Below are 22,592 nucleotides of genomic sequence, written 5' to 3' on the forward strand. Positions count from 1 at the left end.
GGGCAGACTGTCATCTCCGTTTCCGGATTTTGGTCATGACATTGCTTGCATGCTGGACGGCTCCGGCGTCCGTGCCGGTCGGACTCCGGCGGCGGCGCCGTGTCCGCGCCGGTCAGGGGCCCTTCGGGCGCCCGTGTCAGGCGCCGGTGTCAGGCGCCGGTCGACCGGGCGGCCAGCGCCTCGCGGACGGACTGCGCCAGCGGGGCGGTCGGGCGGCCGATCAGCCGGGCCAGGTCGCCCGGAGTACCGGCCAGCTCGCCGCGCGCGATGCCCGCGTCCACGTCGACCAGCGCCTCGGCGAAGCCCTGCGGCAGGCCCGCGCCGACCAGGACCTCCAGGTGCTCGGCCGGGGTGACGTCGCGGTGCGCGACCGGCTTGCCGGAGGCCTGCGCCAGCTCGGCGGCCAGCTCGGGCAGGCTCCAGGCGGTGTCGCCGCTCAGCTCGTACACCCGGCCCCGGGCGCCCTCGCCCTCGCCGCCACCCGCGCCGTCGCCCAGCAGCACCGCGACCGCCGCGTCGGCGTAGTCCCGGCGCGGGGCGGTGGCCACCCGGCCGTCCCCGGCACTGCCGAGCACCACGCCGCGCTCGACCGTGCCGGCCGCGTCGCCCAGGTAGTTCTCGGTGTACCAGCCGTTGCGCAGGAAGGCGTACGGCAGGCCGGAGGCGAGGACCAGCTCCTCGGTGGCCCGGTGCTCGTCGGCCAGCCGGAAGGTGGCCGCGGCCGGGATGCTGGTGTAGGCGAGCAGGGCGACCCCGGCGGCCCGCGCGGCCTCGACCACGGCCCGGTGCTGCGGGATCCGGCGGCCGACCTCGCTGCCCGAGATCAGCAGCACCCGGTCCCCGGCGGCGAAGGCGCCGGCCAGGCTCTCCGGCCGGTCGTAGTCGACCACCCGGACGTCGACCCCGCGCGCGGCCAGGTCGGCCGCCTTCCCGGCGGAGCGGACGGCGACCGCCACCTCGCCCGCGGGGACCCGGGCCAGCAGGCCCTCGACGACGAGGCGGCCGAGCTGGCCGGTGGCTCCGGTGACGACGTACATGGGGTGCTCCTCTGGATGGTGTCCGACCTCGAATGGCCTCTGGCCTCGACACTCACCCTAGGGCTGGCACTAACCTTTCGAAAGTACGCACTTCGAAGTAGGGTACTGACATGAAGGTAAGCACCCTGCGCATGGTGGGCGGGGCACCGGTCGACGCGGTGCCGCCCCCGGCGAACGTCTTCGACCGGATGTGCCCGTCCCGGGGCGTGCTGGAGCACGTCACCAGCCGCTGGGGCGTGCTCGTCCTCGGCGCGCTGCGCGAGCGCGGCTACCGGTTCAGCGAACTGCGGCGGCAGGTCTCGGGGGTCAGCGAGAAGATGCTCGCCCAGACCCTCCAGACGCTGGAGCGGGACGGCTTCGTGCTGCGCGAGGCGCACGCGGTGATCCCGCCCAGGGTCGACTACAGCCTCACCCCGCTCGGCCGGGAGGCGGCGGAGCTGGTCGCGGCGCTCGCCCACTGGTCGGAGCAGCGGGTGGGCGCCGTGGTCGCGGCGCGCGAGGAGTACGACGGGCGGGCTACCGCTCCCTGATCAGGGCCTCCAGCCCGTCCAGCACCCGGGCCAGGCCGAAGGCGTACGCGTGGTCCGGGTCGTACGCGCCGCCGTGCGCCTCGCCCGCCGCGGCGCCGACCCGGGCGGCCACCGGGTGGCGCTCGGGGTCGAAGACCCGGGCCAGCAGCTCGGCGTTGGCCTGCCACCACTGGGCGTCGGTCATCGCGCTGTCCTGCTGGGCGGCCCGCTCGTCGGCGGCCATCCGGGCGCAGGTCTGGACGAAGCCGAGCAGGTGGGTCAGCGCGGCGTCCAGCTCGACGTCGGGCAGGCCGGTGCCCTCCAGGGCGCGCAGCTCGTACTCGTACTTGGCCATCAGGCCGGGGCCCAGCGGCGGGCGGCTGGTGGAGACGGCGGCGACCCACGGGTGGGCGCGGAACAGCGCCCGGTTGTCGTCCGCGACGGCGGTGGCCCGGGCCCGCCAGCCCGCGTCCGCCGGGGCGCTGCGGGGCACGGCGGCGTAGACGGTGTCGAGCATCAGGTCGAGCAGCTCGGCCTTGCCCGGCACGTAGGTGTAGAGGGCCATCGGGGACAGCCCCAGCTCCTGGGCGACCCGGCGCATGGTGACGGCCTCCACGCCCTCGGCGTCGGCCAGGGCGACGGCGGCGGCGGCGATCTCGCCGGTCGACCGGGCCTGCCGGGGGCCGCGGCGGCCCGGCTTCTCCTCGGCGGTGAGCCCCCAGAGCAGGGCGAGGGTGCGCGCCGGGTCTCCGGCGCCGCTGCGGTCGGCGCCGCTGCGGTCGGCGCTGCTGCGGTCGGTGGCCATGCGGAGGATCCTCCCACGGGAGGCGGCGGTTACCGTCTCCCCCATGACCAGCACTGAGCCGCTTCCCGGCACGGACACCGCCCAGGTCCTCCGCCCCCGGGTCACCTGTCGGCGCTGCCACCGGCCGCTGCACGACCCGGAGTCGCGGATGCTCCGGCTGGGGCCGGAGTGCCGGGACCCGGCGGAGCGGGTCGCCCGGTTCGAGGTGGACCAGGAGACCCTGCCGGGCGTGTAGGGCGGGGTTCGAGGACGGGCCCTACGGTCGGCCGAAGAGGCGGCGGAGCAGGCCGGGGCGGGCCCGGCCCGGCTCGGCCGGTCGCTGTCGCCGCCGCTGCGGGGGTTCGGGCGCCGCCGGGCCGGGCGCGTCGGCGCCCCCGGGTTCCTCGGCCCCCTTCGCGTCCTCGGCGGCCGCGCTGTCGCCGCCGTCCCGGCCGTCGTCGCCGTCCCGGGCGTCCTCGCCGTCCTCGCCGTCCCGGGCGTCCTGGGCCTCGGCCGCCGCCAGCAGTCGCCGGGCGAGCTCGCGGTCGGACCGCTCCACCCACGGCGCGGCCAGCACCAGGGCGCAGTACGAGCGCAGGATCGTCACCACCCGGCTGCGGCTCGCCCGGGCGCTGTAGTGCAGCCGCTGCCGCAGCAGTGCGGCGACGTCGGCGCGGGCGGCGGGGTGGGTCCAGCCGATCGCGACCAGGGCGAACCCGGCCGCCTCGACCACCCAGTCCTCCGGGCCGAGCAGCAGGTCGCGCAGCACCCGGCGGCGTTCGGAGCCCTCCCAGGGCTGGTCGGTGCGGTGGTGGGCGATGCCGAGGCAGGCGAAGGCCTGGACGGCGCGCACCCACAGCTCGGGCTGGTGGGCGAGCAGCGCGCGGCCGAGGTCGTCCTCGCGCGGCAGCGGCGGGTGGACCAGGACGCCGAGCAGCTCGTCCAGCGGGAGCCCGGCCAGCCGGACGGCGTGGTCGTAGGCGGCGGGGACGGTCGGCCAGACGATCTCGGCGGTGGCGCGCACGAGGTCGGCGCTCGCCGGGGCGGGCGCGGCGACGGCCGGGCGCGGGTCGGTGCCGTCCCAGGCCCAGATCCGGGTGGTGGGCTCGGTCAGCGGCAGCCGGGGGTCGGGCTCGCCGACGGAGCGGTAGGACACCGTGGAGCGCGGCAGGGCGAGGTGCACGGCCAGCATCGAGCTGGGCGGCTCGACGGCGGAGGCGGTGCAGTCGACCTCGGTGTCGCGTCCGGCGCCGGACGAACCGAGCACCTGGTGCAGCACGTTGACGGTCGCCTCGGTGGTGCCGGTGACCATCCCGAGCCAGGACTCCCGGTGGCTGAGCCGCTCCAGCAGGTCCTGGGCGTACGCGTGGTCGGGGTGGTCCCGGTGGTGGTCGGCGAGGGCGAGCAGGTGGACCGCCTCGCCGTCGACGGCGTGCCGCAGGCCGTACAGGGCGGGGCCGGCCTTGGGGTGCCCGGGTTCGGCGGCGAGGACGCGCTCCAGCCAGGGCATGCCCTCGGCGGGTCGGCCGAGGGAGCCGTACAGCTCGGCGACGTCCACGGCGAGGTAGCCGCTGGAGTTGCCCTCGGCCGGTGCGACCCGGGCCAGTTCGGCCTCCCAGACGGCGAGCGCGTGCTCGGGGCGGCCGTCGGCGCGCAGGGCGTTGCCGAGCATCACGGCGGGCAGGTAGTCGGGGGCCAGCCGGTGGGCCCGCTCGGCGAGTTCGACGGCGCGGGTGGTGGCGCCGAAGCGGCGGGTCAGGCCGGAGGCCATCGCCAGCAGCAGCGGGTGGTCGGGGTGGCGGTCCACCACGGCCCGCAGGAAGCGCTCGAAGGGCCTGACCGCGTCGGCGAGTTCGGTGGGCAGCGGGTCCGGCAGCGCTCCGGCGGCGCGGGCCACCGCCTGGGCGACGGCGTCCGGGTCGACCAGGGTGGGCAGGTCCTCGCGGGCGAGCCACGCGGTGTGGGCCCAGGGGCGGGCCGGCTCGTACTGGATCGCCGAGGCGAGCAGGCCGACGGCGGTGTCCCAGTCCCCGGCGGCGGCCTCCACGTGGGCGCGGCAGACGACCGTGCCCAGGTAGACCTCGCCGTCCAGCGGGAACAGCTCGCGGGCCGCGGCCGGGCCGCCGGTGGCGGCGCACAACTCGGCCAGGGCCTCGTGCAGTTCGGGCAGCTGGGGGTCGGCGAGGATGGCGTCGGCGAGGTGCTCGGCGGCGTGGTCGAGGTCGCCGGAGTCGATCGCCAGCCGGGCGACGGCCACCTCGCCCTCGGCCGCCAGCCGTTCGTCGCCGTCGTCGTCGGTGTGCGCCATGCCCTGTCCCCCGGTCGCGGTCGCGCGGTGTTCGCTGGTTCCTCGGTCCTCGTGCGCGGACGAGGTTATCCGGTGCGTATGACTGGCCGATGATCACCCCGCGACGGGCGCGGCGGACAACTGCCCCGCCCGTGACGACCCTTCTGATGCGACCCTTACGAGTGGTTTAGACCTGAGAAGGGCTCAGGTAGGGGTTGGCGGCCAGCACGATGGCTCCGGTGCTTCGAGAGCGAAGCACCTTGCGCACCCCATCCCTGACGAGCCTGACGAGGAACGATGAAGCTCTCCCGCACCCTCTCCGCACTCGCCGCAGCCGCCGTGCTGAGCACCCTCGCCCTGACCGGACCGGTCGCCACACCGGCCTCCGCGGCGTCCTTCGTGGTCAGCGAGGCCCAGTTCAACAAGATGTTCCCGAACCGGAACTCCTTCTACACGTACAAGGGCCTCACCGACGCCCTGGGCGCCTACCCGAAGTTCGCCACCAGCGGCGACGACGCCACCCGCAAGCGCGAGGCCGCCGCCTTCCTGGCCAACGTCAGCCACGAGACCGGCGGGCTGCGCTACGTCGTCGAGCAGAACACCGCCAACTACAGCCACTACTGCGACACCAGCCAGCCCTACGGCTGTCCGGCCGGGAAGTCCGCCTACTACGGGCGCGGGCCGCTGCAGATCAGCTGGAACTTCAACTACAAGGCCGCGGGCGACGCCCTGGGCATCGACCTGCTGCACGACCCGTACAAGGTCGAGAAGGACCCGGCCGTCGCCTGGAAGACCGGCCTCTGGTTCTGGGACACCCAGAAGGGCGCCGGCACCGTGACCCCGCACGACGCGATCGTCAACAACCGGGGCTTCGGCGAGACCATCCGCAGCATCAACGGCGACCTGGAGTGCAACGGCAAGAACCCGGACGAGCGCAACGACCGGATCAACCTGTTCAAGCAGTTCGTCGGCGTGCTCGGCACCAGCGTCGGCGGCGGCAACATCTCCTGCTGACCCGCGCCGCCCGACGGCCCGACGGGCCCGTCCGTGGAACGGGAAGTCGACCCGGCCGACTTCCCGTTCCGCGCGTCAGCCGATCGAGTGAACGGTGTCAGTGGCGTCTGCTGGACTGCCCCCAGGCAACGAGACGAGGGGGCGGCCTGGATGGGCGTGCTGACGGACTACTTCCGCGCACCTGACGCGGAGACGGTGGTGCGGGCGTTGGCGGCGGCCGACGGCTCGTTGGCCGCCGTCCACCGGACTTCGACGTGGTCGAGGCCAAGCGGATCGACCCGGGCGTCGTGCTGGGGCAGCTCGTCGCGGCGATCCTGGCGCAGCCGTGGCGGGTCGACCTGGTGGAGGACACGCCGATCTGGCCGACCGCTCCGCAACCCGGCCCGGACGGGCCCTGGGACGAGGACGACCCGTGGGCGACCGGCCCGTGGGCGTTCGAGCTCGGTGACGCCGCCCGGGACGCGCTCGCCGAGGTCCGCGACGACCGGATACCGGAGGCCGTCCGGCAGTGGGCCGAGGCGGAGGAGTGGGGCGGGGCGGATCCGACGGATCTGCTCCCGCCGGCCGGGGAGCTGATCGCCCTCGCCCGCCGGGCGCGGGCGGCGGGCGAACGGCTGTACTGCTGGGTCTGCCTGTAGCGGGCGCCTCGGCGTGTTCGGCCGGGCTCGGCGGGCTCAACAGCTCAGCAGGCTCGACGGGCTCAGCGGGCTCGACCACGGGTGATCGGGGCGGCTCCGGTCGCGGCGAGGGAGACGTCCCAGAGGCGGGCCGCCGAACCGGGGTCGAGGGCGTACGCGCGGACGCCGCCGTCGTCCATCGCCTCCCCGGGGGCGGCGACGCGGGCGACCTCGCAGTCCTCCAGGTAGAGCCCGCCCCGGCCGTCGAGGAGGGGGGAGGTCGCCGCCCACAGGCCGGTGGCGGCGCCCTGGGAGGGGGACTTGAAGTCCGCCCCGACGACCGCGCCCCGCTCGTCCACCCAGCCGCGCTCGACCTGCTCCCGGAGCGTCAGCTCCCGCTGGAGGCCGGTGATGATCTTGCCGGGGTGCAGCGCGAAGGCCCGGACGCCGTCCGCCCGCCCGAGCACGTCGAGGTGCGCGGCGAACAGCACGTTGGCGGTCTTGGACTGGCCGTACGCGAGCCACTTGTCGTACCCGTCGTGGAAGTGCGGGTCGTGCCAGCGGATGTCGGTCAGGGCGTGCCCGGCCGAGCTGTTGACGACCACCCGGGCCCCGCGCGCCGCGAGCAACGGGTGGAGCGCGCGGGCGAGCGCGAAGTGCCCGAGGTGGTTGGCGGCCAACTGACCCTCCCAGCCCGGCCCGACGCGCCGCTCCGGGGTGGCCATCACCCCGGCGACGGCGAACAGCAGGTCGACGTGCCGGGCGGCCCCGGCGATCAGCTCGGCGGCGGCGCGCACGCTGTCGAGGTCGGTGAGGTCCGCCGGCACGACCTCGCAGCCGTCGAGGTGGCGCAGCGCGTCGCGGGCGTGCTCCGGCCGGCGGGCCGGGACGATCACCCGGGCTCCGGCCGCGCTCAGGGCCCGTACGGTCTCCAGGCCGAGGCCGGAGGCGCCGCCGGTCACGACGGCGGTCCGGCCGGAGAGGTCGAGGCCGGCCGTGACGGCCTCGGCGGTGCTGGTGGCGGAGAAGGGCGAGCCGAGCGGCCGCTGGTCATCGGTGGTCATGGCGAGGACGGTAGGAGCTGGAGTGCGGTCCAGTTCAAGTCCGTCGCCTCCGAACTAGGCTGGGCGGCATGGCGGATGACGGGGGCGGGAGCGGCGACGGCGGCGGCGACGGGGCCGGGGCCGGGGACGGCGGGGCGGTGCTGGGCATCGGCGAGGTGGCGGAGCGGACCGGGCTCAGCGTGGACGCCCTGCGCTTCTACGAGCGCGAGCGCCTGCTGGTCGAGCCGGTCCGGCGCAGCGCGGGCGGCCGCCGGCGCTACAGCGCCTTCGACGTGGAGTGGCTGCGGATCTGCGTCAAGCTGCGCGAGTCCGGCATGCCGCTCGCCGAGCTGCGGCACTTCGCCGAGCTGGTGCGCCGGGGCCCGGGCAACGAGGCCGAGCGGCTGCGCCTGCTCGACGCCCACCAGCGGCGCGTCGACGAGCGGATCCGGGCGCTGGAGGAGTGCCGCTCGGTGATCGCCTGGAAGACCGCCGTCTACGCCGAGCACCTCGCGCGCGGCGAGGCCACCGGCCTCTGGGACCCGACCGTCCGCCCGGGCCGCCCGCCCGCACCCGGAGCCCCGGGGGCGCTGGGAGCCCCAGAGGCCCCAGAGGCACCGGGGACCCCGGGGCCGCCGGAGGCGCCGGAAGAACCGGCGGGGCCGGAACGCTGGACGGCGGGGGATCCCGCATCGGCCTTCGCACCCGAAACGGCAGGACGGTAGGACTGTGGCAACGACGAACGCTCCGATCGAGTGGGCCGGCGACCGGGTGTCGTTCCGGCCCACCACCCCGGCCGACACCGGCGAGGTGCTGGAGGTGCTGGACGAGGCGGCCGGCTGGCTGGGCGGGCGCGGCATCCGCCAGTGGCCGGACCGCTTCCCGCCCACCTGGGTGGCCGCGGCGATCGAACGCGGCGAGACCTGGCTGGTGGACGTCGGCGACAAGACCGCCGGAACGGTCACCCTGGACTGGGCCGACGAACTGTGGGCGGACGTCGGCGGCACGGCCGGCTACGTGCACCGGCTCGCCGTCCGCCGGTCGGCCCGCGGCCTGGGCGGGGTGATCCTCGCCTGGGCCGAGGACCGCGCCCGCGAACGCGGCGCGGCCGCGCTGCGCCTGGACTGCGTCTCCCACAACCGCTCACTGCGCGACTACTACGAGCACCGCGGCTTCACCCACCGCGGCGACGCCCGGTGGCTCGGCCTGCCGGGGCAGCGGCGGGAGGACGTCCCGGTCCTGTGGATGAGCCGCTACGAGCGGGCGCTCGCCGACCCCCGGACCTGAATATTTCAGAACGAGAAATATTCAGGTCCAGGAGCACGTTCCCCCGGGTATCGACGCGGGACAGCCCTGCGCGACGAAAGGAGTGCGGCGCCGTGCGCGTGGAGATCTGGAGCGACATCAACTGCCCGTGGTGCTACATCGGCAAGGCCCGGTTCGAACGGGCCCTGGCGGCGTTCCCGCACCGCGAGGAGGTGGAGGTCGTCCACCGCTCCTTCGAGCTGGACCCCGACGCGCCGAGCGCGGCCCGCCCGCTCATCCCGCTGCTCGCCGCCAAGTACGGGCTGAGCCTGGAGCAGGCCGAGGCCGCCGAGGCCCGGATCGCCGAGAACGCGCGCGGCGAGGGCCTGCCGTACCTGGACGAGGGCCGGGACGCCGCGAACTCCTTCGACATGCACCGGCTGCTGCACTTCGCCGCCGAGCACGGCCGGCAGGCCGAGCTGCTGGACGCGCTGTACCGGGCCAACTTCGCCGAGGAGCGCTCCGCCTTCGACCCCGGGCGGCTGGTCGAGCTGGCCGTCGGGGCCGGACTGGACGGCGGGGCGGCGGCCGCGGTGCTGGCCGACCCGGAGGCCTACGCCGAGGCGGTGCGCGAGGACGAGGCGACGGCGAGCGCCATGGGGGCGACGGGCGTGCCGTTCTTCGTCCTCGACCGGCGGCTCGGGGTGTCCGGCGCCCAGCCCGCCGAGACCTTTACCATGGCGCTGGAGCAGGCCTGGGAGAGCCGGGTGCCGGCTCCGCTGGTCCAGGTCGGCGCGTCCGGCGACGCCGAGGCCTGCGGGCCGGACGGCTGCGAGCTGCCGCAGCGGTAACACCCCGCTCAGCTCTTCCCGATGGTCTGGGTGAGCCAGGTGAACACCGACGGCACCAGCGGCTGCCAGGTGGAGGTCAGGTGCGGGCCGTTGACCTCCACCGGGGTGACGGTGGTCGGCGCCTTGGCGTTCTTCTGGAGCGCCTGGGCGTCCTCCAGGCCGTCGCCCTTCTTCCCGGTCATGTACAGGGCCACGTTGGGCGGCGTCTGCGCGTGCTGGAGCAGGTAGACCGGGTTGGAGACCTCGCGCAGGTGCCCGTCCTTGGCGGTCAGCGAGTCGTTCTCGCCCATCGGGTCGTTGTAGCCGGACATGCTGACACCCGCGTGGAAGCGGTTCGGGTGCCCCAGCGCGAGCCGGACGGCACAGTGCGCACCCGCCGAATAGCCGGCCACCCCCCAGCGCTCGGGGCCGGGCTCGGCGCGGAAGTTGTCCAGCACCATCTGCGGCACGTCGCGCGCCAGCCAGGTCTCGGCGTTGACCTTGCCCGGCACGTCCGCGCAGCCGGTGTCCACGTGGCTGCCGAGCAGCACCACCCGCGGCGAGACCAGGATGAACGGCGCGATCTGCCCCGACTTCATCAGCGGCCCCAGCTGCTTGGAGACGTTCATGCTGCCGAACCAGGCGCTGGAGGAGCCGGGGAAGCCCGCGAGCAGCTCGACCACCGGGAACTTCTTGTCCTTGTACGCCGGGTCGTCGTACTGCGGCGGCGTCCAGACCAGCACCTCACCGTCCACCCCGGACACCCGGCCCTTGAGCTGGGTCGTCTTCACGTCCTTCGGCACGGCGTTGTCGTCCACCGGCCCGAACTGCTGCACCACCTTGGGCTGGTCGGGCGCGTTCGCGGCCGCCGTGGCGTCCGCCGGGGGCGGCACGGGCACGGCGCGCACGTGGTTGCCGGTGCCGAGCAGGTCGTCCCAGCTGCCGTACAGCTGGTTGTCGTTGTTCACCAGCACGAACACCAGCGTCACCGCCGTGATCTGGGCGAAGGCCACCATCAGCAGCCGCGACCCGAACCGCAGGGCCTGCGGGCCGCGCACCCGGTTCCACAGGTACATCAGCAGGCCCACGGAGAGCGGGAGGAGGAGCAGCGCGAGGACGAAGAACGGAGTGCCGGTGAGCTTCACACCTGCTGAAACGGGTGGAAACGGGTGTTCGGTTGCAGCTGGGGCGGCAGGGAATTCACGCACCGGACGTCGGCGGGGCCGACTTCCCGTTCCGGGAGCTTCCGGGGAATCGATCAGTCGTAGAAGAACTGGCGGAGGTCCTCGGCCGAGCCCGGCCCGAAGAGGAAGGCCTCCGCCCGCGCCGCGAGGACCGCCGGCGGCGGGCCGTCCTCCTTGAGCCGGATCAGCCAGAGCTCGCCCAGCTCCCCCACGGCATAGAGGGCGGAGAGCAGTTCGGCCATGCCCGCGGGCCGGGGCGGGTCCACCCCGACGACGGACGTCAGCTCCCAACCCCCGGCCTTTGCCGCGAGCCGGACGGCCGAGCCCCACATGGCTATCCGGGCCAGCCGGCCGCGCCATGGCAGTTCACCGGACGGCACCGGGCCGCCGACGGTCACGGCGGCGATGTCGTCCACGACCTCCCGCTCGAAGTCGGTGCGGATCCAGTGGCCTTCTTGGGAGTCCTCGATGGCGGCGTGCCACCACTCCCAGGCGCCGCGCAGGCGGCTCGCAACCTCGTCCATGCGACTCAGAGTTCCACACCGGCGATGCGCTGGGCGGCAGAGAGGAGGCGGTAGAGGTTCAGGTCAGACCTCCCCGGACTCCTCTTCGTCGGGTCTTGCAACGTTGAGTGCGGTGATCACGCCCAGGGCGACGGTGGCCAGCGCCAGGGCGAGGAGGACGGCGAAGGCGGCGGCGATCAGGAACCGCACGGGCGCTCGCGGTCGGCGTCGAGGAGCAGGGTGAGCAGGTTGAGGAGAGTCGACGCCGGGGCCGTGTTGAAGCGGACGAGGACGCGGCCGTCGAGGGTCTTGTCGGTGGTCGCGGACGGGAAGACCAGACCGAACTTGCGGCCGCGCTCGTGGAGTTCGGCCAGGAGCGTACGGATGTGCTCGTCGCTGTAGGCCCGGATCCGGGGATCGGTGGGCTGCATGGGGCGACGGTGGTTCATGCCAGGGGCTCCAGTTCGAACCAGACGACCTTGCCGTGCTTGCGGGAATCGGCGCCGAACCGGTGGGTGAGCGCGCGAACCAGGTGGAGCCCCCGCCCGGAAAGGGCGAGCGGGTCGGCGGGGAGGTCGGGCGGCGGCGGGAGCAGGGGGCTGTCGTCGCACACCTGCACCCGGAGGCGGCGGGGCGAGAGGGAGAAGGTGCAGAGCGGCGCGGGGCTGCCCGCGTGCTCCCAGGCGTTGACGAAGAGCTCGTGGAAGGCGAGTTCGGCGTCCGAGATGCGGGAGGGCGGCCACCCGGCGCTGGAGAGGAGGGAGGAGAGCTCGCTGCGGGCGGCGGAGCAGTCGGGGGGAACGAAGGCACACATGAGTAACCCCTGGGGAGAGGAGGGGAGTCACTGACGTTCCGTCATGTGACCGGTGCAACACTGAGAGCAGGGGAGCCGTTGCCATCTCTGCAATCGAACAAGCAACGCTGCATATGCTGCGGTGAGATCGCGGTGGCGAGCAGCTCGACCCATGCGGAAAACTGCACCGACGAGGAGGGGCCGGTAGTGGCATACAAGGGACCGATCAGCCAGCGGCAACGACGCTTCGGCGAGGAGTTGCAGCGCCTGCGCACGGCAGCAGGGTTGTCCGCGCCGGAGGCGGGCGCGCTTGTAGGGATGAAGGGCCCGGCGGTGAGCCACACCGAGGCCGGTCGGATCACGCTCAACTCCGAACGTCTCAAGATCTGGCTCGACGCGTACGGATGTGCGGACTCGACCTACCGTGCGAAGCTCGCGGAGATGGGCCGGAGCACAAGGAAGGGCTGGTGGACCGACTTCGCGGACCGCGTGCCAACCCTGCTACTCGACCTGGCCGAGACGGAACACAGCGCCGCCAGGCTCGACAACTTCGAGACGTTCTTCATCCCTGGGCTTCTCCAGGTACCCGCCTACATCGAGGCGATCTACAAGGATGCCAGCCAGCAGCGCGAGTTGGACGTCGCGGCGGAAATCGACTTCAGGAGGCAGCGGCAGCATATTCTCGCAGACTTGCCACTGCGCCAGTTTCGATTTGTCATCCACGAGACAGCGTTGCGAATGCGATTCCCGGGCGATGCAGCCATGCGGGAACAGCTCGTTCATCTGCTGGAGATTTCAGAGCTTCCGAACGTCAGCATTCAGGTCCTGCCCTTCACTGCCACACAGAAGCCGCCCTACACCAGCCAATTTGTGCTCGTCGATCCCGGATCGTCGGACCTCTCCACTGTCGTCGTGGATCACCCAAGCCACACCGAGTATCTTGGCGACCAGCATTCGATCGAGACCTACCGGAGGACCTTCAACCAGCTGAGTGAGCTGGCTCTACCTCCAGTCGACCAGTCGCTCAACACGCTTTCCTCGCGCGACTCGTGGGGACTCATTCGACATCTTCTCTACTTGCTGCAAAGTTGAAAGGCTTCCGATGTCCGAACTCCGTTGGCAAAAGTCATCGTTCAGCGGCTCGAACGAAGGCGGCAGCTGCGTTGAACTCGCAGCCGGAGCTGAGGACGTCCGCCACCTTCGCGAGTCTGACGAGCCCTTCTCCATCCTGACCACCTCGGCCGCCGCGCTCCGGGCCTTCCTCCTCGGGGCCAAGGCCGGCGAGTTCGACCACCTCGCCTGAACCACCGCCCGCCCCCGCCCGCTCGTTGGCCCCCAACGAGCGGGCGGGGTTCGTACCAGCGGTTCTTGCGCTCATCGACTGCCCGGGGCGATAGTCGTGCAACTGAGTGCGACCGGACCGATACAGGGAGAGGTCATGAGGCTGCGTTTCCTGGGGATCATCCCGAACACCCCCGTCGACGACTCGCCGACGATCTGGCTGGACGAGGACAGCGGCGACCTGCTGATCCAGTCCTACAAGGCCACGGCGGAAGAAGTGAAGGCGTGCCAGGAGATCGGATCGATCCCCGGCCACGGCACGGGCGTCCCTGATCACGAGACGATCGTCCGGCTCCCCGCCGTGATGCGGCAGTTCATTCCGCGACTGGAGGACGGAACCGGTGAAGTACCCCGTACGTGAGGGCTTGGCCAAGGCGCAGCGCTCCGCCGTGCATCTGGAGATGCGCGACAGCTACACGCCCGACGACCCGGAGTTCGCCCGCTGGCGCGCCGGCCACCGGTACGACAGCGATCCCTCCAAGCTGCCCGGCTGGTGGGGCTCCTGGGCCGACCTCGCGGCCGAGACGACCGGGCGGGGCGTGGTCATGCGGCGGGCCCGCATCGTCTCGGAGCCGGTGACGGACTACATCCGGTACGAGCATGACCTCACGTTCGCCAACATCGCCGCGGGCGAACTGGTCCGCTGGCTGCCCCGGCGGAGGGCTGCCGACATCGCGCTGCCGGGAACAGACCTCTGGATGTTCGACGGATCAGCCGTGCTGTTCACGTACTTCTCCGGCGCCGGTGAGGTCGTCGACCGGGAGTGGCGGACGGACCGGGCCACCGTTCAACTGGTCGGCTCCGCCTTCGAGACCGTCTGGGAACGGGCCACGCCGCACGAGGACTACGAGCTGACCTGACCTGACCCCCATGCCCGATTCCGGATCGTCTCACGTCCAAGCCGCCCGCAAGGTCCTCGCGGATCGCCTTCGGGAGATGCGCCAGGACGCCGGGCTGGACGGCAAGCAGCTTGCGGCGCTGTGCGGTTGGCATCCGTCCAAGGTGTCCCGGATCTCCAGTGCCAGAACCTCGCCGTCCGCTGACGACCTGCGCGCGTGGTGCCGCGCCTGCGGCAGGGAGGACGAGGCGGCGGACCTGGTGGCCTCGCTGCGGACCGTCGAAGGCATGTGGGTGGAGTGGCGCCGCATGGAGCGGGCGGGCCTGCGGAGGGCACAGGAGGCCGTTCTGCCGCTCTTCGAGCGAACGCACCGGTTCCGGGCCTATTCGTCATGGCTCGTTCCCGGGCTCCTCCAGACGCGCCGGTACACCGAGGACGTGTTGCGCGCCGTCCAGCTCAGGCGGGTCCCGGTCGACGACGTGGCCGCTGCCGTGGCGGTCCGGATGGAACGGCAACAGGTGCTCCGCGAGGGACAGCGTCGCTTCGCCTTCCTCATCGAGGAGTCCGTGCTGCGCAACGGGCTCGGTGACGCCGACACCCAGGCGGAGCAGCTTGAGCAGCTGATGGCAGCGAGCACTCTGCCGAATGTCAGCGTGGGAATCGTCCCCACCCGGATGCACCGCACGAGGATGCCCGTGGAAGGGTTCTGGATCTTCGACGCGACCCAGGTGAACGTGGAGCTGGTCTCCGGGCACCTCACGCTGACCCAGCCCGGCGAAGTGACCATGTACGCCGACACGTTCACCGCACTGGCGGGCATGGCGGTCCACGGTTCGAAGGCTCGTGCGCTGATCACGGCCGCGATTGCTGCAATCGGGTGACGTCGTGCAATCCCGCAGAATCCCGTGGATCCCAACTCGCCCGCCCTCCTAGCGTATTGCCATCGATTCCAGCACCTCCGAGGGAGTGGCCGACATGGGCAAGCACGGCGATGGCAAGGGCGGCGGGTCCGGGGACAAGAAGCAGTCCCCGAAGGAGTCGGACGGCCAGTGGACCAAGCCCGTCACCGACCCGCCTAAGAAGTGAGCCCGAACCGATGGACGAGTACGCGCAGTTGCTCGCCGGTCTCGCGGAGGCCGGCGAGCTGGACGAGGAGTGGCGGGGCGCCTTCGAGCACGCCCCGCGCTCTGCCTTCGTGCCCGACCGCATCTGGGTCGAGGACGGCGATGCCTCCAACGGATACCGCCTGGTCGACAAGGGCGCCGATCCGGTCGGGTGGTGGACCGAGGTCAACTCCGGCCGGCAGGTCGTCACCCAGCTCGACGACGGACGGGCGGACGGACCCGGTGTCGCCACGTCGTCGGGATCCATGCCGCGCCTGGTCGCGTCCATGCTCCATCACCTGGACGTAGCGGACGGAGACACGGTGCTCGACGTCGGCACCGGCACCGGTTGGACCAGCGCCCTGCTGTGCCACCGGCTCGGCGACCGGGCCGTCACGACGGTCGAGGTCGACCCGGTGGTGGCCGCCACCGCCGGGAAGCACCTGGCGGCATTCGGGTTGAAGCCCTGCCAGGTCGTCGGCGACGGTCTGCTCGGCCACCCCGCCGGTGGCCCCTTCGACCGGATCCACTCGACGGCGGCCGTTCAGCGGGTGCCGCTCGCGTGGATCGAGCAGACCCGCCCCGGCGGGGTCGTCGTGACCCCCTGGGGCACCCCGTACGCCAACGCCGGGCTGCTGCGGCTGGAAGTCGGCGAGCGGGGGCGGGACTCGCACGGGCGATTCGTGGGCGACGTGTCGTTCATGTGGATGCGGGCCCAGCGACCCCACACGGTCACGAGCCCGGACCTGCCTCCGGCCCGCCGGGGCCCGTCCCCCATGGACCCCGACCTGGCCGAGGAGAACGTCCACGCGGCGTTCGCCGTCGGGCTGCGGGTGCCGGGCGTCCGGACCCTGCACACCTGGCAGGCGGCCGACCCGGCCGGCACCCACCGCTTCCGGCTCTCGGACGAATCAGGGTCCTGGGCGACCGTGCGTTTCAACGACTGGCACGGAGCCGACGCCGTCCACCAGAGCGGGCCCCGCCGACTGTGGGACGAAGTGGTGGCCGCCCGCCGCGCCTGGCTGGCGGACGGCAGACCGGAACTGACCCGCTTCGGCCTGACCGTCACGGCCCGCGGTGACCAGCACGTGTGGCTGGACAACCCCGGCAGCACCCTGCGCTGACCCCGGGCCGCAGCCCGACTGGACGCCTCGACCAGCGCACCGCCCGCCCGTCGGAGTCCGACGGGCGGGCGCGTTGATCGCTTACCTGCCGCCGTGCGCCATGATCCTCTTCTACACGGCGCCCCCGGGGGATCACGGGGCGCGAAGGACAAGGGCGGCCTCGCGATCTCCTTCACCAGCCCGCCCACCCACAGCCTGGCGTGGGTGCGGCTGCGCAGCTCCGACCTGTACTGAGACCGCTGACCCAGAGCGGGCGGCGGCCTGGGTTCGTCACTCACACGGGCGACACCGTGCGTGCGGGGCACTGCGGCGGGTAGGCCGGGGCCGTCCAGCCGCTTCGTGGGAAGGCACCTCCGTGCGCCGTATCGCCACTCTCGTCCTCAGTGTGTGCGCCCTGCTCGGGGCGCTGGCCGTGCCCGCCGCCGCTGCCGCCGCGTCGCCCCGGGACGGGGGGACGGGCTTCTGCACCCAGTGGCAGATCCTGACGGGCACCTGCCCGTACCTGAACGGCTAGCCGCGCGGCCGCGCCCGCCCGCCGTCACCGGCGGGCGGGCGTTCATCGCTTGTCTACCGCCGTGCGCCATGATCCTCTTCGACACGGCGCCCCCGGGGGAACACGGGGCGCGGAGCACGGAGAAGGGGCACACGGGGACATGCAGAAGACGAAGAAGACGCTGAGGCACATGGCCATGACCGCCACCGTCGGTGTGCTGGCGCTGGCCGGGACGGTGGTGTCGGCGGGGGCCGCGCACGCCGACCCCATGGTGGGCATGGACGAGCCCGGGGTGCTCTACCAGGGCAACCGCCTCTCCAGCGACGACACCAGCCTGATCATGCAGGGCGACGGCAACCTGGTCCTCTACAAGAACACCAACACGGCCTACCCCACCGTGGCGTGGGTCGCCCCCGGCACCCTCGGCTGCGGCCTCAAGGCGATCATGCAGGACGACGGCAACTTCGTCGTCTACGGCGCCAACGCCAAGGTCTGCTGGGCCAGCGGCACCTTCAAGCCCAACCCCGCCGGCAAGGCCACCCTGGTGGTCGCCAACAAGGGCGGCCTCGCGATCTCCTTCACCAACCCGCCCGGCCACAGCCTCGACTGGGCGACCCTGCGCAGCTCCGACCTGTACTGAGACCGCCGGGGCGGGCCCACCCCCGCCCCGCGAACCACCTTCGACACGGCGCCCCCGGGGGAACACGGGGCGCGGAGCAACTGGAAGAGACACACGGGGACATGAAGACGACGAAGACCCTCCGGCACCTGGCGATGGCCGGCGCGACCACCGCCCTCGCCCTGGCCGGGACGATGACCGCCACCGGCACCGCCCAGGCGGCGCTCGAAACGGGCAACGGCTACACCGCGATCTACGACGACGAGCCGCTCTACCCGGGCTGGCACGTCGACTCGATGACCGCCCGCGTGATCATGCAGCCCGACGGCAACTTCGTCGTCTACCAGAAGGACGGCAGCGGGCAGTTCAGCAAGGTCGCCTTCGCGAGCGGCACCGTCGGCTGCGGCTACAAGGCCGTCATGCAGTCCGACGGCAACCTCGTGGTCTACGCCGCCAACGGCGGCGTCTGCTGGTCCCTCGGCACGGCCGGCCACCCGCACGCCAAGCTGATGGTCTTCGACGCCGGCCGCTCCGGCGTCCACTGGAACGGCGGCATCATCCCCCGCAGCAGCAACGGCCCCGACTCCAACACCGTCGCCCTCTCCTCCGACCTGTACTGAGACCGCGGGGCGGGCTCACCCCCGCCCCGCGAACCACCGCACCAGGTCGGCCACCGACCACTGCGGGCGGGCCGCCAACCGGGTCGCCGCCGTCCGCAGCAGGACCGGCAGGTACCCGCAGGCCGCGGCCAGCCCCGCCACCGCGTCCGGCTCGCGGCGGATCCGCTCCGCGCCCACGATCCGGGCCAGCAGCTCGTAGGCGTCGTGCGGCTCCAGCGGTCCCACCGCGAGCCGCACGGCGCAGCCGGGCAGCGCCCCGGGCTCGGCGCCCGCCACCACCACGGCGCAGCCCGGCACCTCCGGGAGCAGCGGCCCGGGGTCGGCCACCCCGTCCAGCACCACCAGCACCCGCCGTCCGGCGAGCAGTTCGTGGTACCGGACCCGCAGCTGCGCGACCTGCGCACCGTCGCCGGGCCGCTCCCCCAGGGCGCGCAGGAAGCCGGCCAGCACCGCACCGGCCTCCCCGCCGGCCGCGTACAACTGCCCGTCCGGGAAGGCGTCCTGCACCGTGTGCGCGACGTGCACCGCCAGCGCCGAGGCCCCGCTGCCGGACGGCCCCGACAGCCCCACCACCGGCGAGGCGCCGGCCGCGAGCGCGCGCAGCGCCCGCTCCGCCTCCCCCACCAACCCCGCCCGGCCGACCAGGTCGGGAATGTCCGGCGGCAGCTGGCACGGCCGGGGCAGTGCCCGCACCGCGGCCACCGCCACCACCGGCTCCCCGCCCCGGACCCGCTCGGCCAGCTCCGCCACCGCGGCCCCCGGTTCGAGGCCCAGCTCCCGGTCCAGCCGCTCCCGCAGCTCCTCGTACGCCGCCAGCGCCCGCTCGGAACGGCCGCAGCGGTGCAGCGCCAGCAGGTGCAGCCGGTGCACCTCCTCGTCCAGCGGGTACGCCCGCGCGAGTTCGCCCAGCGGCTCCAGCGCCGCCGGTGCCTCCTCGTGCCCGCCGAGCGCGAGGTCCAGGTCGTAGCGCACCTTGAGCGCCGCCAGCCGCCCGGCCGCGAGCCGCTCCCGGGCCCGCTCGGCGAGCGGACCGGGTACGCCCTCCAGCGCCCGCGGCCCCTCCCAGGCGTCGAGCGCCCCGACCAGCAACTCCCGGGCCCGCAGCGGCTCCCGGTGACGCAGCGCGACGGCCTCGGCCACCGCGGCCTCGTACCGGAACAGGTCCACCGAGGCGCGCGGCACCGACAACCGGTACCCGCCGGCCGCCGCGACCAGCAGCCCGGGCGCGTCCAGGGCCCGCCGCAACCGGTGCGCGTGGGTGCCGATCTGGCCCACCGGATCCTTCGGCCAGTGCGCGTCGTCCTCGCCCCACACGCCCTCGACCAGCCGGTCCGTCGCCACCAACTCCCCCGGGGCGAGCAGCAGCGCCGCCAGCACCGCACGCTGCTGCGGCCTGCCGAGGTCGGCCTCACGGCCCTCGCACCGGGCGCGCAACGGCCCCAGTACGCGGAAATCGAGCTCCACTCCCCACCCTCTCGGAATTCCGACGTCCAGGGCACAATCTGTGAACAGAGCATAGAAGCCGGGACATGGGGGCGCCGCCGTCCGGACGGAAGTGGCGAGAACCCGGCACGCGACGACTCACGAAACGGGACGACATGGTGGACATCGGGGGGACCGGACTGCGCTTCGCGCTGCTCGGCCCGCTACGGGCCTGGTACGGGACGGAAGAGGTGGAGCTCGGCCGCCCGCAGCAGCGTGCCCTGCTCGCCGTGCTGATCGGCGCCGCCGGGCGGACGGTCGCGACCTCGGTGCTGGTCGAGGGCGTGTGGGGCGGCACCCCGCCGTCCGACCCGCGCAAGGCCGTCCAGCTGGCCGTCTCCCGGCTGCGCGCCGCGTTCAGGCCGCACACCGCCGGCGACCCGGACCAGCTGCCGCTGCACCGCGTCGGCGACGGCTACGCCCTGCGCACCGCCCCCACCGACACCCAGCAGTGGCAGGCCCTGCTCGCCGAGGCCGAGCACCTGCGCCGGGCGGACGCGCCCGGGCAGGACGTCCGGGAAGTGCTGCGCCGCGCCCAGCGGCTGTGGGCCGGCGAAGCCCTCGCCGGGCTCCCCGGACCGCACGCCGAAGCGCTCCGGGCCCACCTCGCCGAACAGCGCATCTCGGCCAAGGAGACCCAGCTCGAACTGGACGCCGACCTCGGCGACCGCACCGACCTCACCGCCGAGGCCACCGCACTCGCCCTCGAACACCCCGGCCGGCCCCGGCTCACCGCCGTCCTGATGCGCGCCCTCTACCAGGCCGGGCGCAAGGCCGAGGCGCTCGCCGTCTACGAGGACGCCCGCCCCGCCCTGCCCCCGCACGACCGGGCCGCCGCCGAACTCCAGCTGCGCATCCTGCGCGAGGACACCACCCTGCTGCCCGCCCGGGCCGCCGGCGCCGACCCCGAACCCGCCGCCGAGCCCTGGCAGGCGCCCGACCAGCTGCCCTCCGGACTGCCCGACTTCACCGGCCGCACCGAGGAACTGGACGCCCTCACCGACCGGCTGGCCGGGGCCGGCGGGCGCGCCGTCGTGGTCTCCGCCCTGGACGGCATGGGCGGCGTCGGCAAGACCACCCTCGCCGTGCACACCGCCCGGCAGGTCCGCGCCCGCTTCCCCGACGGCCAGCTCTTCGCCGACCTGCGCGGCGCCGACCGCACCCCGCCCGACCCGGGCACCGTGCTGGCCGGCTTCCTGCGCGCCCTCGGCGTCGCCCCCGGCGGGATCCCCGACGACACCGGCGAACGCAGCGCCCTCTACCGCTCGGCCCTCGCCGGGCGGCGCGTCCTCGTCGTCCTCGACAACGCCGCCACCCTCGACCACGTCGAACCGCTGCTGCCCGGCGCGGCCGGCTGCGCCGTCCTGATCACCAGCCGACGGCGGCTCACCGGCCTCTCCGGCGCCCACCACCTGCGCCTGGACACCCTGCCGCCCGCCGAGGCGCTGGAACTGCTCACCCGGATCGTCGGCGCCGACCGCGTCGCCGCCGAACCGGCGGCCGCCGAGGACGTCGTCCGGGCCTGCGGCCTGCTGCCGCTCGCCGTCCGGATCGCGGCCTCCCGGATCTCCACCGACCCCGCGCTCACCCTGGCCGGCCTCGCCGAAGGACTGCGCCAGGAGCACCGGCTGGCCGAACTCAGCGACGGCGAGCGGACCGTCGAGGCCACCTTCGCCCTCTCCTACCACCGCCTCGACCCGGAACTCGCCCGCGCCTTCCGCCTGCTCTCCCTGCCCGACGCCCCCGACCTCCCGCTGTCCTGCGCCGCCGCACTGCTCGGCCGCACCGAGGACGAGGCCGACCGGCTGCTGGAGACCCTCGTCGACCTCAACCTGCTCCACTCCCCCCGCTTCGGCCGCTACGGCTTCCACGACCTCGTCCGCGACTACGCCCGCGGCCGGCTCGCCGCCGAGGAACCGACCGCCGAGCACACCGCCGCCGCCGACCGGCTCACCGACTTCTGCCTCGCCGCCGCCCGCAACGCCGACCGGGCCGCCCGCAAGGCCGAGGACGCCGAACTCAGCCTGCTCCGCGCCCCCGTGGCCTCCCCCGGCGTGCCCATCGCCGACGGCCAGGAGGCCGTGCGCTGGATGCGCGAGCAGGCGGAGGTGCACGCCGCCGCCATCGCGCTCAGCTGCGCCGACCCCTCCCGGCCGCTCGACCGCGCCGCCGAACTCGCCGACCGGATGGGCGCCGTGCTCGCCGAACGCACCCAGACCGGCATCATCGTCGACCTCGCCGGACGCCTCGCCGACGAGGCCAGGGCCCGCGGTGAACACGGCCCGCTCGCCCTCGCCCGCTACCTGCGCGGCGCCATGCTCTGGCACCTCAACCACTACGCCGAATCGGCGGCGGAGCTGCACCGCGCCGTCGACCTCTGCACCACGCCCGAGACCGAACGGGTCCTCGCCAAGGCCCTGGTCAACCTCGGCGGCAACGCCCGCGTCCACGGCCGCCACGCCGAGGCCGCCGAACACGCCGGCCGCGCCGCCGAACTCTTCCACCGCCTCGGCGCCGAACGCGCCGAAGGCAGCGCCCTCGGCGAGTTCGCCTTCAACGCCGCCCAGACCGGACGCCTCGCCGAGGCCCGGGAGGCCGCCGAACGCGGCGCCCGGCTGATGACCGCCGCCGGACCGGTCTCCGCCGCCACCGGCCGCTACTACCTGGCCCGGGTGCTGCGGCTGTGCGGGGACGGCCCGGGCGCCCTCACCCATGCGCTCGGCGCCCGGGACGAGTTCGCCGCCCTCCAGGTCACCGTGTTCGAGGCCGCCGCCGGGGAGCTCGCCGCCCGGATCCACGGCGAGGCCCAGCGCTGGCTGCTCGCCGCCGACGTCGCCGAGGCCGCCCTGCCGCAGGCCCGCCGCACCAGCCCCGCCCTGGAGGCCGGACTGCTGCGCACCCTCGGCACCGCCCTCACCGGCCTCGGCCGCCCGCGCCAGGCCCGGGCCTGCCTCACCGACGCCCTGGACGGCTACCGGCGGCTCGGCCTCGACGAGGACGCGGCCCAGGTCAGCGCCGTCCTGGCCGAGTTGGGGTGACCGGCCCCGGGTGATCGCCCGCTACGCGCGTTGACCGCCTGTCTACCGCGGTCCGGGACCGTACTCCTCATCCGGCCCCGGACCGCGG

At 73.8% G+C, this 22,592-nt stretch carries 27 protein-coding genes and 1 pseudogene; 18 read left to right on the top strand and 10 right to left on the bottom strand.

Annotation, left to right across the window (positions count from 1 at the left end; all coding sequences use genetic code 11):
- Nucleotides 1–149: 149 nt before the first annotated feature.
- A complete protein-coding gene (locus ACFXPX_RS00055; protein WP_380524072.1) occupies nucleotides 150–1,037 on the bottom strand; it encodes an SDR family oxidoreductase in 888 nt (295 codons plus the stop codon).
- 110 nt (nucleotides 1,038–1,147) lie between these two features.
- Between ACFXPX_RS00055 and ACFXPX_RS00060 the strand changes: the two genes are divergently transcribed.
- The gene (locus tag ACFXPX_RS00060) at nucleotides 1,148–1,567 is read left to right on the top strand and encodes a winged helix-turn-helix transcriptional regulator (protein WP_375889053.1); all 420 of its coding nucleotides are present in this window, start codon (nucleotides 1,148–1,150) and stop codon (nucleotides 1,565–1,567) included.
- Here the strand turns inward: ACFXPX_RS00060 and ACFXPX_RS00065 are convergent.
- Nucleotides 1,554–2,351: a TetR/AcrR family transcriptional regulator C-terminal domain-containing protein gene (locus tag ACFXPX_RS00065; protein WP_375889051.1), complete on the bottom strand. Its 798-nt coding sequence runs from the start codon at nucleotides 2,349–2,351 to the stop codon at nucleotides 1,554–1,556. The two genes, ACFXPX_RS00060 and ACFXPX_RS00065, sit on opposite strands and share 14 nt — an antisense overlap.
- A gap of 43 nt (nucleotides 2,352–2,394) precedes the next feature.
- Between ACFXPX_RS00065 and ACFXPX_RS00070 the strand changes: the two genes are divergently transcribed.
- Nucleotides 2,395–2,586 (top strand): DUF6011 domain-containing protein, encoded by a 192-nt coding sequence (locus ACFXPX_RS00070; RefSeq protein WP_375889049.1) that lies wholly within the window; start codon nucleotides 2,395–2,397, stop codon nucleotides 2,584–2,586.
- A gap of 21 nt (nucleotides 2,587–2,607) precedes the next feature.
- On the opposite strand, the gene ACFXPX_RS00075 is transcribed toward ACFXPX_RS00070, so the two are convergent.
- On the bottom strand, nucleotides 2,608–4,638 hold the full coding sequence (locus ACFXPX_RS00075; RefSeq protein ID WP_380638823.1) for a hypothetical protein: 2,031 nt from the start codon (nucleotides 4,636–4,638) through the stop codon (nucleotides 2,608–2,610).
- 276 nt (nucleotides 4,639–4,914) lie between these two features.
- Here ACFXPX_RS00075 and ACFXPX_RS00080 point away from each other — a divergent pair, with 276 nt between their 5' ends.
- Nucleotides 4,915–5,631 carry a chitinase gene (locus ACFXPX_RS00080; RefSeq protein WP_380524077.1) on the top strand — a complete coding sequence of 239 codons (717 nt, stop codon included), beginning with the start codon at nucleotides 4,915–4,917 and terminating at the stop codon, nucleotides 5,629–5,631.
- 254 nt (nucleotides 5,632–5,885) lie between these two features.
- The gene (locus ACFXPX_RS00085) at nucleotides 5,886–6,269 is read left to right on the top strand and encodes a hypothetical protein (protein ID WP_380638825.1); all 384 of its coding nucleotides are present in this window, start codon (nucleotides 5,886–5,888) and stop codon (nucleotides 6,267–6,269) included.
- 62 nt (nucleotides 6,270–6,331) lie between these two features.
- Here the strand turns inward: ACFXPX_RS00085 and ACFXPX_RS00090 are convergent, their stop codons facing one another.
- Nucleotides 6,332–7,312: an oxidoreductase gene (locus tag ACFXPX_RS00090; protein WP_380594943.1), complete on the bottom strand. Its 981-nt coding sequence runs from the start codon at nucleotides 7,310–7,312 to the stop codon at nucleotides 6,332–6,334.
- Between the two features lie 155 nt (nucleotides 7,313–7,467).
- Here ACFXPX_RS00090 and ACFXPX_RS00095 point away from each other — a divergent pair.
- The 3 genes and pseudogenes from ACFXPX_RS00095 to ACFXPX_RS00105 all read left to right on the top strand — a co-directional run.
- Nucleotides 7,468–7,839, top strand: a pseudogene (locus tag ACFXPX_RS00095) (MerR family transcriptional regulator); the annotation flags it as partial.
- Nucleotides 7,840–8,020: 181 nt separating this feature from the next.
- Nucleotides 8,021–8,578, top strand: a complete 558-nt coding sequence (locus ACFXPX_RS00100) for a GNAT family N-acetyltransferase (RefSeq protein ID WP_380638827.1) — start codon at nucleotides 8,021–8,023, stop codon at nucleotides 8,576–8,578.
- 92 nt (nucleotides 8,579–8,670) lie between these two features.
- Entirely contained in the window at nucleotides 8,671–9,387 is a 717-nt protein-coding gene (locus ACFXPX_RS00105) for a DsbA family oxidoreductase (protein WP_380638829.1), read from the top strand.
- 8 nt (nucleotides 9,388–9,395) lie between these two features.
- On the opposite strand, the gene ACFXPX_RS00110 is transcribed toward ACFXPX_RS00105, so the two are convergent.
- The 5 genes from ACFXPX_RS00110 to ACFXPX_RS00130 form a co-directional block, all read right to left on the bottom strand.
- Complete coding sequence (locus ACFXPX_RS00110; RefSeq protein ID WP_380638831.1) at nucleotides 9,396–10,511, bottom strand: alpha/beta hydrolase; 1,116 nt, start codon at nucleotides 10,509–10,511, stop codon at nucleotides 9,396–9,398.
- Nucleotides 10,512–10,624: 113 nt separating this feature from the next.
- The gene (locus ACFXPX_RS00115) at nucleotides 10,625–11,074 is read right to left on the bottom strand and encodes a hypothetical protein (RefSeq protein WP_380638833.1); all 450 of its coding nucleotides are present in this window, start codon (nucleotides 11,072–11,074) and stop codon (nucleotides 10,625–10,627) included.
- 63 nt (nucleotides 11,075–11,137) lie between these two features.
- Nucleotides 11,138–11,263 (bottom strand): hypothetical protein, encoded by a 126-nt coding sequence (locus ACFXPX_RS00120; RefSeq protein ID WP_380524088.1) that lies wholly within the window; start codon nucleotides 11,261–11,263, stop codon nucleotides 11,138–11,140.
- Entirely contained in the window at nucleotides 11,251–11,484 is a 234-nt protein-coding gene (locus ACFXPX_RS00125; protein ID WP_380524090.1) for a hypothetical protein, read from the bottom strand. The genes ACFXPX_RS00120 and ACFXPX_RS00125 overlap by 13 nt, the downstream gene beginning before the upstream one ends.
- Nucleotides 11,485–11,498: 14 nt before the next feature.
- The gene (locus ACFXPX_RS00130) at nucleotides 11,499–11,867 is read right to left on the bottom strand and encodes an ATP-binding protein (protein WP_380524092.1); all 369 of its coding nucleotides are present in this window, start codon (nucleotides 11,865–11,867) and stop codon (nucleotides 11,499–11,501) included.
- A gap of 132 nt (nucleotides 11,868–11,999) precedes the next feature.
- Between ACFXPX_RS00130 and ACFXPX_RS00135 the strand changes: the two genes are divergently transcribed.
- The 10 genes from ACFXPX_RS00135 (at nucleotide 12,000) to ACFXPX_RS00180 (ending at nucleotide 17,984) form a co-directional block, all read left to right on the top strand.
- Nucleotides 12,000–12,938: a helix-turn-helix domain-containing protein gene (locus ACFXPX_RS00135; protein WP_380638835.1), complete on the top strand. Its 939-nt coding sequence runs from the start codon at nucleotides 12,000–12,002 to the stop codon at nucleotides 12,936–12,938.
- 10 nt (nucleotides 12,939–12,948) lie between these two features.
- Nucleotides 12,949–13,149, top strand: coding sequence for a DUF397 domain-containing protein (locus ACFXPX_RS00140; protein WP_380524096.1), 201 nt, complete (start codon nucleotides 12,949–12,951; stop codon nucleotides 13,147–13,149).
- 135 nt (nucleotides 13,150–13,284) lie between these two features.
- The gene (locus ACFXPX_RS00145; protein WP_380524098.1) at nucleotides 13,285–13,548 is read left to right on the top strand and encodes a hypothetical protein; all 264 of its coding nucleotides are present in this window, start codon (nucleotides 13,285–13,287) and stop codon (nucleotides 13,546–13,548) included.
- A complete protein-coding gene (locus ACFXPX_RS00150) occupies nucleotides 13,529–14,047 on the top strand; it encodes a DUF6879 family protein (RefSeq protein WP_380524100.1) in 519 nt (172 codons plus the stop codon). Before ACFXPX_RS00145 ends, ACFXPX_RS00150 begins: the two co-directional genes overlap by 20 nt.
- 10 nt (nucleotides 14,048–14,057) lie before the next feature.
- Nucleotides 14,058–14,906: a helix-turn-helix domain-containing protein gene (locus tag ACFXPX_RS00155; RefSeq protein WP_380524102.1), complete on the top strand. Its 849-nt coding sequence runs from the start codon at nucleotides 14,058–14,060 to the stop codon at nucleotides 14,904–14,906.
- A 215-nt stretch (nucleotides 14,907–15,121) separates the two neighbouring features.
- Nucleotides 15,122–16,252, top strand: a complete 1,131-nt coding sequence (locus ACFXPX_RS00160) for a methyltransferase domain-containing protein (protein ID WP_380638837.1) — start codon at nucleotides 15,122–15,124, stop codon at nucleotides 16,250–16,252.
- Between the two features lie 93 nt (nucleotides 16,253–16,345).
- The gene (locus ACFXPX_RS00165; RefSeq protein WP_380524107.1) at nucleotides 16,346–16,486 is read left to right on the top strand and encodes a hypothetical protein; all 141 of its coding nucleotides are present in this window, start codon (nucleotides 16,346–16,348) and stop codon (nucleotides 16,484–16,486) included.
- A 121-nt stretch (nucleotides 16,487–16,607) separates the two neighbouring features.
- Nucleotides 16,608–16,766, top strand: a complete 159-nt coding sequence (locus tag ACFXPX_RS00170; RefSeq protein WP_380524109.1) for a hypothetical protein — start codon at nucleotides 16,608–16,610, stop codon at nucleotides 16,764–16,766.
- A gap of 139 nt (nucleotides 16,767–16,905) precedes the next feature.
- Nucleotides 16,906–17,385 (top strand): hypothetical protein, encoded by a 480-nt coding sequence (locus ACFXPX_RS00175; protein WP_380531009.1) that lies wholly within the window; start codon nucleotides 16,906–16,908, stop codon nucleotides 17,383–17,385.
- Nucleotides 17,386–17,486: 101 nt separating this feature from the next.
- Nucleotides 17,487–17,984: a hypothetical protein gene (locus tag ACFXPX_RS00180; protein WP_380638839.1), complete on the top strand. Its 498-nt coding sequence runs from the start codon at nucleotides 17,487–17,489 to the stop codon at nucleotides 17,982–17,984.
- Nucleotides 17,985–17,999: 15 nt separating this feature from the next.
- On the opposite strand, the gene ACFXPX_RS00185 is transcribed toward ACFXPX_RS00180, so the two are convergent.
- Nucleotides 18,000–19,448, bottom strand: coding sequence for a BTAD domain-containing putative transcriptional regulator (locus ACFXPX_RS00185; RefSeq protein WP_380531014.1), 1,449 nt, complete (start codon nucleotides 19,446–19,448; stop codon nucleotides 18,000–18,002).
- Nucleotides 19,449–19,582: 134 nt separating this feature from the next.
- Between ACFXPX_RS00185 and ACFXPX_RS00190 the strand changes: the two genes are divergently transcribed.
- Nucleotides 19,583–22,504: a BTAD domain-containing putative transcriptional regulator gene (locus ACFXPX_RS00190; protein ID WP_380638841.1), complete on the top strand. Its 2,922-nt coding sequence runs from the start codon at nucleotides 19,583–19,585 to the stop codon at nucleotides 22,502–22,504.
- Nucleotides 22,505–22,592 lie beyond the last annotated feature (88 nt).

This window comes from Kitasatospora sp. NPDC059146 (genome assembly GCF_042786665.1).
In the GTDB taxonomy this organism is placed as follows: Bacteria; Actinomycetota; Actinomycetes; order Streptomycetales; family Streptomycetaceae; genus Kitasatospora.

Bases quoted from the DNA above. Each gene is read 5' to 3' on its own strand.
- ACFXPX_RS00055 (WP_380524072.1), bottom strand. From the start codon at position 1,037: ATGTACGTCGTCACCGGAGCCACCGGCCAGCTCGGCCGCCTCGTCGTC.
- ACFXPX_RS00060 (WP_375889053.1), top strand. From the start codon at position 1,148: ATGAAGGTAAGCACCCTGCGCATGGTGGGCGGGGCACCGGTCGACGCG.
- ACFXPX_RS00065 (WP_375889051.1), bottom strand. From the start codon at position 2,351: ATGGCCACCGACCGCAGCAGCGCCGACCGCAGCGGCGCCGACCGCAGC.
- ACFXPX_RS00070 (WP_375889049.1), top strand. From the start codon at position 2,395: ATGACCAGCACTGAGCCGCTTCCCGGCACGGACACCGCCCAGGTCCTC.
- ACFXPX_RS00075 (WP_380638823.1), bottom strand. From the start codon at position 4,638: ATGGCGCACACCGACGACGACGGCGACGAACGGCTGGCGGCCGAGGGC.
- ACFXPX_RS00080 (WP_380524077.1), top strand. From the start codon at position 4,915: ATGAAGCTCTCCCGCACCCTCTCCGCACTCGCCGCAGCCGCCGTGCTG.
- ACFXPX_RS00090 (WP_380594943.1), bottom strand. From the start codon at position 7,312: ATGACCACCGATGACCAGCGGCCGCTCGGCTCGCCCTTCTCCGCCACC.
- ACFXPX_RS00115 (WP_380638833.1), bottom strand. From the start codon at position 11,074: ATGGACGAGGTTGCGAGCCGCCTGCGCGGCGCCTGGGAGTGGTGGCAC.
- ACFXPX_RS00125 (WP_380524090.1), bottom strand. From the start codon at position 11,484: ATGCAGCCCACCGATCCCCGGATCCGGGCCTACAGCGACGAGCACATC.
- ACFXPX_RS00130 (WP_380524092.1), bottom strand. From the start codon at position 11,867: ATGTGTGCCTTCGTTCCCCCCGACTGCTCCGCCGCCCGCAGCGAGCTC.
- ACFXPX_RS00140 (WP_380524096.1), top strand. From the start codon at position 12,949: ATGTCCGAACTCCGTTGGCAAAAGTCATCGTTCAGCGGCTCGAACGAA.
- ACFXPX_RS00145 (WP_380524098.1), top strand. From the start codon at position 13,285: ATGAGGCTGCGTTTCCTGGGGATCATCCCGAACACCCCCGTCGACGAC.
- ACFXPX_RS00155 (WP_380524102.1), top strand. From the start codon at position 14,058: ATGCCCGATTCCGGATCGTCTCACGTCCAAGCCGCCCGCAAGGTCCTC.
- ACFXPX_RS00160 (WP_380638837.1), top strand. From the start codon at position 15,122: ATGGACGAGTACGCGCAGTTGCTCGCCGGTCTCGCGGAGGCCGGCGAG.
- ACFXPX_RS00175 (WP_380531009.1), top strand. From the start codon at position 16,906: ATGCAGAAGACGAAGAAGACGCTGAGGCACATGGCCATGACCGCCACC.
- ACFXPX_RS00180 (WP_380638839.1), top strand. From the start codon at position 17,487: ATGAAGACGACGAAGACCCTCCGGCACCTGGCGATGGCCGGCGCGACC.
- ACFXPX_RS00190 (WP_380638841.1), top strand. From the start codon at position 19,583: ATGGTGGACATCGGGGGGACCGGACTGCGCTTCGCGCTGCTCGGCCCG.